General features: G+C 74.5%; 2 protein-coding genes. Both read right to left on the bottom strand.

Going from position 1 to position 13,343, the window contains the following annotated elements; translation table 11 throughout:
- Positions 1 to 43: 43 nt before the first annotated feature.
- Positions 44 to 4,900 carry a type I polyketide synthase gene (locus Q2K16_RS07315; protein WP_302744320.1) on the bottom strand — a complete coding sequence of 1,619 codons (4,857 nt, stop codon included), beginning with the start codon at positions 4,898 to 4,900 and terminating at the stop codon, positions 44 to 46.
- 52 nt (positions 4,901 to 4,952) lie between these two features.
- On the bottom strand, positions 4,953 to 12,812 hold the full coding sequence (locus Q2K16_RS07310) for a type I polyketide synthase (protein ID WP_302744319.1): 7,860 nt from the start codon (positions 12,810 to 12,812) through the stop codon (positions 4,953 to 4,955).
- Positions 12,813 to 13,343 lie beyond the last annotated feature (531 nt).

Below are 13,343 nucleotides of genomic sequence, written 5' to 3'. Positions count from 1 at the left end.
GCTGATCGGATGGGTTGGGCGGTGCTGCGTGCCGGGTGCCGGCTCACGGCCGGGACACCCCGGGCGGGGTGGCGGGCGTCGGCTCCGGCCCCCAGGTCCAGGCGACGACGTACCGGCGGGGCGGCAGGTCCTCGGGGTTGGCGACGTCCCGGTGGCCGACCCGGTACGCCCGACCGCCGATCTCGACGGTCAGCCCCGAGTCGGTGGCCGAGTAGACCCGGAACCGGCGCGGCGAGCCGTCCAGTCCGGTGCCCTCGGCCTTGGCGACCGCCTCCTTGGCGGCCCAGAACCGGGTGAACCACAACCGTCGGGCCTCGACGTTCCCGCCGGCCAGCGAGGCCAGCAGGGTCAGCTCGGCAGGGGTGAGGGCGAACGTGAGGGTGCTCTCCGGGTGGTCGGTGACCTCCGCGACGTCGATGCCCACCCCGGGGCCGCCGGCCGGCGCGTCGGACGCCCGCCGCCGGGCGATCGCCACCCCGATCTCCGCGCAGTGCGCCAGGGAGACGTCGCAGTCGCCGAGACCCCGGCCGGGCCGTCCGCGTACCCACGGCCGGCCGTCCGGGTCGTTGCCGACGGTCAGCTCGATCGGGTAGATGTCGGTGTGGCCGTCCTCCCACAGCCGGGCCCGTACCGCGTCCTTGGCGGCGATCCGGCCGAGCATCCACTGCTTGCGGGTCTTGGCCGGCTGCCGCTCGTAGTCGGCGTAGGCGGCCCCGCCGAGGATGCCCCGGGCGGCCATGCCCCGGGTGACCAGGTCGGTCCAGCAGTCGAACGCCATCGTCCAGCCCTCGGGCTGCAACAGCGACATCGGATGCCGCTCGGGGAACCGCTCCGCCACCCGGGCCTGCGGGTGGCTGTCGAACCGGCGGTCCACCGCGCCCTCGATCTCCGACCACACCCGCCCCTGGTAGCTGAGCTGGGTGTCGGCGACGAGTTTCCCGTCGTCGATGGCGCGGACCCGGGCGACGCACTCGAACGCCCGGCCGGCCGGCGGCGGCGGGCCGTAGAACCGCACCTGACCGAGCCCCACCGGCAACGCGACCGTGCGGAACGGCTGGGTGGTGATCAGCCAGTTGCCGATGAGCTGGAGGGCGTTGTCCAGCAGCGCCCCCGGCGGCACCGGCGCGGTGACGACGCCGCGTACGTGCATGTCGCCGAGCGCGTGCACCTCGGTCACGCCCTGGAACTGCGGGCCGTGGAACATCAGCCGCTCCGCGTACATCTCGGCGGCGCCGAGGGTCGGCGGGCGTTCGGTGGCCGGGTCGTGGGTCCAGACCGGCGGCGGCGTCGGGTAGGCCGTGCCGACCTCGATCGTCGCGCGGGCGTACCCGGCGAAGGCGACCGCGTACCGGTTCGGGCCGGCGGTGCGGACCACGATCTCCACGTCGGTGGCCGGTTCGGCGATCAGCCACCTGTTGAACTTCGCGTCATGCACCGCCACCACCGGGACGCCGGGCACGAGCTGCTCCACCGCCTCCATCATGTGCGCGACGAGCGCGGTCGCCGGCACCACAGGCCACCTGTCCTCCGGGTCCGGCCAGTCGTCGGGCTGCACGAAGAAGCAGTGGTCCAGCAGGTACGGCATGGTGTCCAGGGAGATCCGCCTGGTGATCCGGCCGACCTCCGTACCGGCCGCGCCGGTCGGGCGGGCCGTCGCGGGCGGCGTCGCCGCCTGGGTGACGGGCGGCCTCGCCAGTGGCGCGGCGGGCCGGGTCGGGGTCGCGGTGCCGTTGCCGACGGTGGCCGCCCGCGCCGTGCCCGTGCCCCGGGTGTTCTCCTTCAGCAGGGCGGCGAGTTCGGCCGCCGCGCTGGAGCCGCCGGCGAGCCGGTGCAGCGCGTCCAGCGCGGCCGCCGGGCCACCTGACGGTGCGGCGGCGGGCTGCGCCACCCCGGGTTGCCCGGCCGCCCGCGCCGCCGGCACCGGCGAGGCGGCCGGTGCGGCGGTCGCCGTCGGCACGGCGGTCGGCGGGGCGGCGGGCGTCGGCACGGCCGCCGGCCGGGTCACCGGCGGCGCTGCCGCGACCGGGGTCGGGCCGGCCCCGGCGGCGACCGGCCGGGCGACGCCGTCACCGGCGACGGGCGTGGCCACCGACCCGTCGGACACGGTGACCCCGAGCAGGCCGGCGGCGTCCGCGCCGAGACGGACCAGCGGCCCACCGAGGTCGAGCTTCACCCGGGGCCCGCGTCGCGCGGCCTTCGCCGGGCCGTCCGTACCAGCCACGGCCGGGGTACGACCGGTCGTGGCCGCCAGCGCTGCGGTGCCCCGCGCGGACAGCGCGCCCAGGTCCGGTGCCGCCCCCTCCACCCACAGGGCGGTGGCGACCCGGCGCAACTGGTTCAACCCGCTGCGGTGCGCGGTGTTCACCGGCATCGCCAGGTGCTCGCGCCCGCGCAGGTTGTCGCCGATCAGCGAGGCGAGCTGCCCCGCGCCGACCTGGAGGAACACCCGGAACCCGGCGGCGTACATGGCCTCGACGGTCTGCCGGAACCAGACCGGCTCCATCATGTGCCGGACGAAGATCCGGTTGACCTCCTCCTCGTCGGCGGGGAACGGCGCGTGCAGGGTCGCCGACCACACCGGCATCCGCGTCGGGTGCACCTCCCAGCGGCCCAGGGCGGCACCGATCGAGGTGAGCCCGTCGGCGAAGGCGGGGGTGTGGAACGCCGACCGGAACGGCAGCTTCTGGCACAGGACGTTGCGGGTACGCAGCGCCTCGACGAGCCGGTCGACCTGCGGCTCCGGGCCGTTGACCACCGACTGCGCCGGGGCGTTGTCGTGCGACAGGACCACTCCCGGATAGTCGCCGAGCAGCGGGGCGACCCGGTCCGCGCCGGCCCCGACGGCCGCGAAGACGTACCCGGAGACCTCCACCGAGTCGGCGTTGAACAGGTCGAGGAACTCGTCCACTGCGGCGGTGCTGATCTGGCCGCTGACCGCGGCGGCGGTCCACTCGCCGATGCTGTGCCCGGCGACCGCGTCGGGTCGTACCCCGATCCGGGCCAGCGCGGTGTCGAGCAGCTTGCCCACCTCGATCAGGCCGGCGCCGTGCCGGCCCAGGTCGGCGGCGGACCACTCGCGGTCCGGCAGGCCGAAGTGGGCGGCCAGGTCGGCGGTCCGGGGGGCGAACTCCGCCTCCAGGCCGGGGAAGACGAAGGCGAGCCTGCCCGCCCCCGCGCCGAGCAGCGGCCGGGGACTGAACCAGATGTCCCGCCCGCCCCGCCACGCCTGCCCCCGGGCCACCGTCTTGCGGGCCACCGCGAGCAGCTTGTCCGTCGGGTTGACGATGCCCAGCCGGGTCTGCGGCGGGGCGTCCCCGCCGCAACGGGCGGCCAGTTCGACGCCGATCCGGCGTACCTCCTGGTCGTCGCGGTCCAGCAGGTCGGCGAGCCCGGCCGGGTCCGGTGCGGCCAGCCAGAGCACCTGGTCCGGCTCGTCGACCACGGCCCGGCCGGCGGCCGGTGCGGTCAGCCCCACCACCGGCTCACCCACCGACACCGGGGCCTGCTCGATGATCAGGTGGGCGTTGATCCCGCCGAACCCGAACGCGTTGACCCCGGCCCGGCGCGGGCCGTCGCTCTCCCAGGGCCGGGCGGTGTCGATCGGCGCGAACCGGGTCGCCGCCATCTCCTTGCGCGGTGTCTCGCAGTGCAGGGTGGGCGGGAGGACCCCCCGGTGCACCGCGAGCGCCGCCTTGATCAGGCCGGCCACCCCGGCGGCCGGCATGGTGTGCCCGATCATCGACTTCACCGAGCCGATCACCGGGCGCGGCCCACCGGTGTACGGGCCGAACACCTGCGCGACCGTGGTCAGCTCGGCGGCGTCCCCGGTCGGGGTGCCGGTGCCGTGTGCCTCCAGCAGCCCCAACGCGTCCGGGGCGGTCGGGTCGAGCCCGGCGGACTCCCAGGCCCGGCGGATCGCCAGCACCTGCCCGGAGACCGCCGGGTTGAACATGCTCGCCGACTTGCCGTCGCTGGACACCCCGCTGCCCCGGATCACCGCGTACACCCGGTCGCCGTCGCGCACCGCGTCGGCGTACCGCTTGAGCACCACCACGCCGGTGCCCTCGCCGATCAGCAGCCCGTCGGCGGCGGCGTCGAACGGTCGGATCTCGCCCCGCCGCGACAGTGCCCGGAGCTGGTTGAACACCGACCAGAAGCTGATGTCGTGCACGTGGTGCACGCCACCGGCGAGCACCGCGTCCAACCGGCCGTTGAGCAGTTCGGTGATGCCCTGGTCCACGGCGATCAGCGAGGAGGCGCAGGCGGCGTCGATGGTGTACGCCGGGCCGCGCAGGTCGAGCCGGTTGGCCACCCGGGAGGCGGCCAGGTTCGGCACCAGACCGATCGTCCCCTCCGGCTGGTACGGACCGAGCCGCTCGTCGAACTTCTTGCGCAGCAGCTCCAGCCGGGCCGGGTCGACGTCGGGGATCAGCTCCCGCAGGATGCTGACCACCTGGCTGGACATCCGTACCCGCTGGGCGTAGCGGGCCTGGGCGGGGCTGAGGATGCCGCCCCGGCCGAGGATGACGCCGATCCGGTCGCGCGCCGGGAGCCGGTCGCCGCCGCCCGCGTCGTCGATCGCCGCGGCGGCCACCTCCAGCGTGATCAGCTGGTCCGGCTCGATGTCGCCCACCGAGGCGGGCATCACCCCGAACCGCAGCGGCTCGAAGGTGGCGAACTCGTCGACGAACCCGCCGCGCCGGCAGTACATCCGGTCGGCCCGGTGGGACTGCTCCGGGTCGTAGAACTCCTCGTCCCAGCGGTGCGTGGGGACGTCGGTGATCGCGTCGACCCCGCCGATCAGGTTGCGCCAGTAGCTCTCCAGGTCACCGGCGGAGGGCATCAGGGCGGCCATCCCCACGATCGCGATCTGGCCGGGCGCAGCGGCACCGTTGTTCATCGGTTCCTCCGACGGGTGGGGCGGGTGGGGGCGGGACGGCACATCGACGCCCTCACCACCCGGAGGCGGTGTAGACGACCGAGGTGACCGACGCGTCGGCCCAGGCCAACTCGCGCAGCAGGGCCAGCGCGCCCTCCTCCGGGTCGATCAGGCCGATGCCGCGCCGGGCGTACTCCCGGCTCAGCTCGGCGGTGACCATGCCGCCGTGGCCGACGCCGGGCGCCCACGGGCCCCAGTGGACGGTCACGGTGCGCACCCCGGTCCGGGCCGCGTACCGGGTGCCGATGGCGTCCAGGGCGTCGTTGGCCGCCGCGTAGTCGGCCTGCCCCCGGTTGCCGTAGGCGGCGGCGATGCTGCCGAAGAAGACCAGGAACCGCGGCGCGCCGGGCAGCGCGTCGAGACCGGCCAGCAGCCCCCGGGCCCCGTCGACCTTGGTGTCGAAGACCCGGGTGAACGACGCCGGGTCCTTCTCGGCGATCAGCTTGTCCTCGATGATCCCGGCGGCGTAGACGACCCCGTCGAGGCGGCCGTACTCGGCGTGGATCGCGGCCAGCAGCCCCCGGGTCGCCGCCGCGTCCCGGACGTCCAGGGCGTGGTAGCGGACCTCCCCGCCCAGCTCGGTCAGCTCGGCGATCGTCGCGGTCACCTCCCGGGCGGCCAGGACGGCCTGCGCGGTGCGGGAGATCTCGGCCGGCGAGGACAGGCCCCGCCGGGCCAGCACACCGACCAGCGCGGTCCGGTCGGTGGCGGCGGCCAGCTCCGGGTCCTCCGGGCCGGACGGCAACGGGGTACGGCCGACCAGCTCGATGCGGCAGCCGCTGGCCGAGGCGAGCGCCCGGGCGAACCACGGGGTGATGCCGCGCGCCCCTCCGATCAGCACCACCACCGAGTCGCGTTCCAACCCGATCGCGGCGGCCTCGGACACCCCGTCGCCGGCCGGTCCGGCACCCCCGGCGGCCAGCGCGCCCAGCTCGACCGGGACCAGGTCGGCGACGTAGCGGTCGTCGCCACGCCGGGCGACCACCGGGGCGTCGGCGGCGGTGAGCAACTCGTCGAGCAGTTGCCGGGCCAGCAGCTCCGGGGTCGCCGCCGGGTCCACCGCCACGAACCGGGCGGTCAGCCCCGGGTACTCGCGGGCGATCGTGCGGAACAGGCCGGGCATGCCGTCAGCCGCGCCGGCGACGTCCTGCGCCCCGGCGGCGAGCAGCCAGCGCGGCCCGGCGGCCAGGGCCCGCTGCAACAGCGGGAACACGGCGGGCAGCAGCGGCTCGTCGAGGTTGGTCAGCCCGTCGAGCACCAGCACCCCGTCGAAGCCCTGGTCGGCCTGCTCGCTGTCGAGCACCCCCAGCTGGCCGCCGGCGCCGTGCGCGCCGAGCAGCTCCGCCAGGTACGCCCCGACCGGTCCGCCCCCGGTGATCAGGAACCGCATCCCGGCGAGCGTGCCCGGGTCGATGCGCTGTCCGGGCTGGACGCTCTCCCGGGCGACCAGCCGCTTCGGCGCGATCCCCACCCCGACCCCGGTCGGTGCGGGCGACACGGCGGGTGCGGCGGCCGGCGCGGCGACGCTCGCCGTCGGGGCGGCGGGCACGGCGGCCGGTGGGGCGACCGTCACCGTGACGGTGGCGTTCATCTTCCGGTCGAGCCAGGTGACCATGGCGCGGACGGTGCGGGCTTTGACGAGGTCTTCGAGTTCGCTTTCGTCGCCTTCGACGCTGAGGGAGAGGCGTTGGGCGACCTCGCCGGCGACTTCGGCGCGTTTGATGGAGTCGATGGAGAGGTCGGCTTCGAGGTCGAGGTCGAGTTCGATGAGGTCGACGGGGTAGCCGGTGCGCTCGCTGATCACGGTGAGGATGGCCTGCTGGAACTCGGCGAGGCTGGCCCCGGCGGGCGCGGGCACGGCGGCGGGCACGGCGGCCGGCGCGGCCACGGCCGGCGGTGCCACCGCCGGGGCGGGGGCGAGCGCCAGCGGGCCGGTCGTGCCGGCCGAGACGTGGATGGTGCCGCTCATCTTCTGGTCGAGCCAGGTGACCATGGCGCGGACGGTGCGGGCTTTGACGAGGTCTTCGAGTTCGCTTTCGTCGCCTTCGACGCTGAGGGAGAGGCGTTGGGCGACCTCGCCGGCGACTTCGGCGCGTTTGATGGAGTCGATGGAGAGGTCGGCTTCGAGGTCGAGGTCGGGCTCGATGAGGTCGACGGGGTAGCCGGTGCGCTCGCTGATCACCGCCAGGATCGCCTGCTGGAAGTCCGCGGCGGTGACGCCGATCTGGTCGCCCGACGGCAGCGCGGCGGTCAGCGTGGCGGTGGTGGTGACGGTGCCGCTCATCTTCTGGTCGAGCCAGGTGACCATGGCGCGGACGGTGCGGGCTTTGACGAGGTCTTCGAGTTCGCTTTCGTCGCCTTCGACGCTGAGGGAGAGGCGTTGGGCGACCTCGCCGGCGACTTCGGCGCGTTTGATGGAGTCGATGGAGAGGTCGGCTTCGAGGTCGAGGTCGAGTTCGATGAGGTCGACGGGGTAGCCGGTGCGCTCGCTGATCACGGTGAGGATGGCCTGCTGGAACTCGGCGAGGCCCGGCCCGGCGGGCGCGGCGACCACGGCGACCGCAGCAGCGGGCGCGGCGACCGGGGCGGGGGCCGCGACGGGGCCGCCGACGGCGGGGGAGACCGGCACGACGTCCGGGGTGACCGGTCGGGGCCGGGCGACAGTCGGCGCCGGGGCGATGGCCAGCGCCGTGCCGCCGTTCGCCCCGGCCACGGTGGGGGGCGGGGCGACGGCGGGCGTCGGGGCCTGCGCGGGGGCGGCGGCGGGCAGCGACCGGGGGGTCGGGGCGGGCGTCGGCGTGGGCGCCGGCCCGGCGTACCCCTCGACCCGGTACGTCCCGGTGGGCTCCCCGGACGGCCGGCTGCCCCCGTCCCCGGGGTCACCGAGGAAGGCGAGCATCACGTCCCGCTGGGTGGCGATCATCTCCCGCGTGGTGCGCAGGTACTCGCTGAGCAGCTCGCCCCGGATGTCCCGGACGGTGGCCGGCGCGGGCTCGTCGACGGTCCGGAGGTCCCGGACGGTCGACGGTGCGGGGCCGCTGACGGTGCCGGTGGCGGCGCCGGGGGTGGTGGCGGTGCCGTTGGCAGGGGTCATCGACAACTCCTTGATCCGTCGGGGAGGGGTCATGCCACCGGGAAGACAGTTGCCGTGCTGGTCCCGGACGAGTTGGCCGTCGACCGTCCAGAGCGGACGACGGGTGGGTGCGGTGGTGGCGGTGCCGTCCGCGACCCGGCCGTGGAACAGCCAGTCGGTGCGGACCGGGGTGCCGGCGCAGGCGAGTTCGGCGACCGAGATCAGGAACCCGCGCAGGCCGTCGGCCGGGCCGCGTTCGCAGGCGACCGTCCGGTGCGGCCGGTCGCCGAGCACCGCCTGCACCAGCCGGCTGAGCACCTGGCCGGGGCCGACCTCGACGAACAGCCGGGCACCCGCGGCGTACATCGCCTCGATCTGCTCGACGAAACGCACCGGCGCGCCGATCTGCTCGGCGAGGTGGTGGCGGACCTGGTCGGCGTCGCCGGAGTACGGGGCGGCGGTCAGGTTCGACCAGACCGGGATGCGCGGTTCGGCGATCGACCGGGTGGCGAGCACCTCGGCGAAGGTCTCCACCGCGCCGGCCACCACCGGGCTGTGGAAGGCGCAGGCCACCGGGATGGTCCGGGCGGACAGGCCGGCCTCCTTGAGCGCGACCACCGCCGCCCGGACCTTCGCCGTCGGGCCGGAGACCACCACCTGCTGCGGGGCGTTCCGGTTGGCCAGCACCACCTCGCTGGTCAGGCCGGCCCCGGCGAGCACCTGGGCGACCTGCTCGGCGCCGGCGGTGACCGCCGCCATGGTGCCCGGGTCCTCGCCGCAGGCGTCGAGGATGGCCGCCGCCCGCTGCCGGCTCAGGTCGAGCAGGGTGGCCGCGTCGAACGCCCCGGCGACGCAGAGCCCGACGAGTTCGCCGTAGCTGTGGCCGGCGGTCATGTCGGGTCGGACGCCGAGGCGGCGCAGCAGGTGGTCCACGGCGAGGCCGCCTATGCCGAGCACCGGCTGGGCGGTACGGGTGTCGCGTACCCGGTCCTCCTGGGCGCGGCGGGAGTCCGGGTCGAAGGCGGTCGGCGGGAAGAGCAGCTCGGCGGCGGCCTTGTCGAGTTCGAGGTAGTGCCGCAGCTCGGGGAAGGTGACGAAGAGTTCCCCGAGGGCACCGGGGCGTTGGCTGCCCTGGCCGGGGAAGAGGAACGCCACCTGGCCGGGCCCGACCGGGTCGACGCCGGTCGGCTGGACCAGGCCCCGGGCCGGGTCGTGCTCGCCGGCCAACGCCCGGTGCAGCAGGGTCTCCAGTTCGGCCAGGTCGCGGGCGACCACCGCGACCTGAGTCGTGCCGGGCCGGTTGGTGGCCCTGGCGGCGACCGACGCGGCCAGCTCGGCCAGCCGTCCCGCCCGGTTGCCGGTCGCGTCGGCGGCCAGGCTCTCCAGCAGCTGCCGGACGGCCTGGTGGGCGGCGGCCCGGTCGGTGCCCCGGAAGCAGAACAGCTCGGCCGGCCAGATCCGTTGCGCGTGCCGGGGCTCCGGCGCGTCGGGGTGGGCGCTGAGCACGACGTGGAAGTTGGTGCCGCCGAAGCCGAACGCGCTGACCCCGGCGATCCGCTCGGCGGCCGGCGCGGGCCACGGGCGGGCCTCGGTGAAGAACACGAACGGGCTCTGCTGCGGGTGCCAGGCCGGGTTGGGCCGTTCCAGGTGGATGGTGGGCGGCCGGACGCCGTGGTAGAGGGCGAGCGTCGCCTTGATCAGGCCGGCCAGCCCGGCGGCGCACTTGGTGTGCCCGATCTGGGACTTCACCGAGCCGAGCGCGCAGCTGCCCGGTTCGGCGCCGGCCTCGACGAACATCCGGGTCAACGTCTCCAGTTCGGTGCGGTCGCCGACCACCGTGCCGGTGCCGTGCGCCTCCACCAGCCCGACCTCCCGGGGGGAGATGCCGGTGCGGTGGTAGGCCCGGTCCAGGGCCCGTCGCTGCCCGTCGGGGCGCGGCGCGGTCAGGCCGAGGGCCCGCCCGTCGCTGGCCCCACCGAGCCCCTTGATCACGCCGTAGATCCGGTCACCGTCGCGTTCGGCGTCGGCCAGCCGCTTGAGTACGACGCACGCGACGCCCTCGCCGAGGGCGATCCCGTCACCGGTGCTGTCGAAGGGGCGGGACCGGCCGGTGGGGGACAGCGCGTGCGCCGAGGTGAACATCAGGTAGTCGTTGACCCCGTTGTGCAGGTCGGCACCGCCGCAGATCATCAGGTCGCTGTCGCCGGCGACCAGTTCCTTGCAGGCGGCGTCCATCGCGGCCAGCGACGAGGCACAGGCCGCGTCGATGGTGTAGTTGGGCCCGCCCAGGTCGAGCCGGTTGGCGACCCGGCCGGCGATCACGTTGGCCAGCACGCCGGGGAAGCTGTCCTCGGTGACCGTGGGCAGCAGTTCCTGCATCTGCTCGGGCACCTCACCCAGGTACGCCGGGAGCATGGTGCGCAGGGTCTGCGCGTGTCCCATGTCGCTGCCGGCCTCCGCGCCGAACACCACCCCGGTCCGGGCGTGGTCCGCGCCGGGTGCGTCGTACGGGTAGCCGGCGTCGACCAGCGCCCGGTGGGACACCTCCAGGGCGAGCAGTTGGGTGGGGTCGATGCTGCTCAGCGCGGCCGGGGGGATGCCGTAGCCGATGGCGTCGAACGGGACCGGCTCGATGAACCCGCCCCACTTGGAGACGCTGATCCGGCCGGTCTGCCCGGGGCCGACCTCGGGGGCGTAGTAGTGGTCGGTGTCCCAGCGTTGCGCCGGGACCTCGGTGACGGTGTCGACGCCGCTGAGCACCGTACGCCAGAAGCTGTCCAGGTCAGGAGAGCCGGGCAGCATGCAGGCCATGCCGACGATGGCGATGTCCAGCGGCGCGGGCGGCTCGTCGATCTCGACGGCCGGCGGCGTGAGCCGGGCCCGCAGCGCGTCGAGCCGGTCGGCGTGGAAGCCGCGTACCGCGGTGGTGACGTCGTCGTGCAGCTCGGCGACGGTGGTGGCGCGGTCGCGCAGCACGGCTACCTGGCCGGCCATGAACAGCCCGTCGCTTGCCTGGACGTTCTCGTCGACGGCCTCGACGACGTCGCCGGAGCGACGCAGGCCCTTGCTGGCGATCCGCAGCCGGCCGACGTTGAGCAGCTCCAACTGCTCCCACACCTCGCGGTTCTCCACCCCGGCGCCCTCCAGTTGGGTGCGCAGCTGGTGGAAGTCGTCGACGAACGGGGTGTGCAGGCAGCGGGTGGCGTGCCCGGGGGCGGTCTCCAGCAGCGCGGTGTGCTCCGCGGTGAGCGCCTCACGCTGGAACAACGGCTGGACCGCGCCGTGGGTCACGGCCTCGGCGGTGAACAGGTAGGCGGTGCCCATCAGCACGCCGATCCGGGCGCCCCGGCGGGCCAGTGGCGCGGCCATCGTGGCCACCATCGCCGCCGACCGGGCGTCGTGCACCCCACCGGCGAAGAAGATCTGGAGTTGGACGCCGGCGGCGGGATCGGTGTCGAGGTACTCGTCGAGCACCGCCAGTTGGGCCTCCCACAGCGGGAAGCTCGCCCGGGGCCCGACGTGCCCGCCGCACTCGGCGCCCTCGAAGATGAACTTGCGCGCGCCGGAGCGCAGGAACTGGCGCAGCAGGCCGGGGGAGGGCACGTGCAGGAAGGTGCTGATCCCCTGCTCCTCCAGGGCGCGGGCCTGCGGTGGCCGGCCGCCGGCGATGATCGCGCAGGCGGGCCGGATCTCGCGGATGGCCTCCAGTTGGGCGGCGCGCAGCTCCTCGGGGGCGAAGCCGAGCACCCCGACTCCCCACGGGCGGTCGCCGAGCCGGGCGGCGGTCTCGGTGAGCATCCGGCGGCACTGGTCGGCCGAGTTGAGGGCGAGCGCGATGAACGGCAACGCGCCGCCGTCGGCGACGGCGGCGGCGAAGGACGCCTCGTCGCTGACCCGGGTCATCGGGCCCTGGGCGACAGGCACCCGTACCCCGAGTGCCTCGGCCAGCGGGGCGTGCGGCTGGAGCAGGTCGGCGGCGTCGGGACCGTCGACGGCGTCGAGCATCGCCGCGCGCATGCCGCGTACGGCGGTGGCGGTGTCGGGCCAGCGGTCGGCGAAGGCCGCCGCCAGCCAGCCGTCCTGGCCGACGGGGAGCAGTTCGCTGTCGCCCTGGTGGGGGCCGCCCCGGCGGATGCCCCGTACACCGTCGCGCAGCACGGTCTCCGAGCCGTCCATCCGCCTGATCACGGCCTGCACGTCGGCCGGCAGCTCCGACTCGGGCATCAGGGCGAGCTGGGTGTCCAGCACGACACCTGCCGCGCCGCCGACCAGGCACGCCCCGGCGGTGCGGGGGCCGATCCCGCCGGCCACCCAGACCGGCAGGTCGAGGGTGTCGTCGGCGACGAGCTGTTGGAGCAGGACGAAGGAGCTGAGTTCGCCGACCCGGCCGCCGCCCTCCATGCCGCGGGCGATCAGCCCGTGTGCGCCGGCCGCCGCCGCGGCGTGGGCCTCCGCCCGGCTGGTCACCTCCACCAGCACCCGGTGGCGTCCGGTGATCTCGGCCAGCGGCCACGGGCCGGCCGGTTCGACCACGACCAGGTCCACCCGGCCGGCGGCGGCGCGTTCCACCTCGGCCGGGGTGGCCCGGCAGCCGGCCGGGACCCGGATGCCGATCGGGGCGGGCGACCAGCGCGCGGCGCGGGCGAGCGCCCGCAGCGACCAGTCGTCGCCGGTGGTCAGGTCGATGATGCCGCGCCCGCCACCGGCTGCGGTGGCGGCCGTGATCCGTGGGCCGGGTTCCAGGACGCCGACGGGGTTGACGACCAGGATCAGGTCACGCGTGTACGGTGCGCTACTCATCGGGCTCCCACTTCGGTCGCGAACGATCGCGTGCTGACTAGGGGATCTGCCGGCAGAGGGCCGGCGAGCGCGGTGCTGATTTGCCACAGTCAATGTCGCGCTGCGTCACAATCTAACGTCGCCCAGTTACAGCCCGGTTAAATCCAACGATCAGCGGGCTCGGGCTGAAGATTTCCTACCAAGGCTACAGGATATGCCGTCGGGCTAAGCAGGGACGATGTTCATCGATGCAACGTCGCTGCCACCAGATCGTGGCACCGAGGCTTGTCCAGTCATTTGCGGTTTTATTTCCAAACTGTTTTCTGGTAACCCGTGAAGTCCCTGGTAGTGGAGATCGATCCTTCCTGTGTCCCACCATGTGGAACGGGCCTTGCCATCGATTGCGGTGTACATCAAAGATCCGTATCGGTATTCATGCCGTCATTACCCATCGATTAGCTGTGGCATTCGTGAGGCGAGGTGGGATTGGTTTCGATCTTTAGAGTCCCTGGTGGGGCGCGGATTGATTGCCGACCGCGCGTCCGTCCCACC

It is taken from the genome of Micromonospora cynarisoli (assembly GCF_030518815.1).
GTDB lineage: Bacteria > Actinomycetota > Actinomycetes > Mycobacteriales > Micromonosporaceae > Micromonospora > Micromonospora wenchangensis.
The sequence above is the reverse complement of the archived record's forward strand: the minus strand, read 5'-3'. Positions and strand labels throughout refer to the sequence as shown.

Coding starts and splice junctions, on each gene's coding strand:
- Q2K16_RS07315 (WP_302744320.1), bottom strand. CDS start 4,900: ATGAACAACGGTGCCGCTGCGCCCGGCCAGATCGCGATCGTGGGGATG.
- Q2K16_RS07310 (WP_302744319.1), bottom strand. CDS start 12,812: ATGAGTAGCGCACCGTACACGCGTGACCTGATCCTGGTCGTCAACCCC.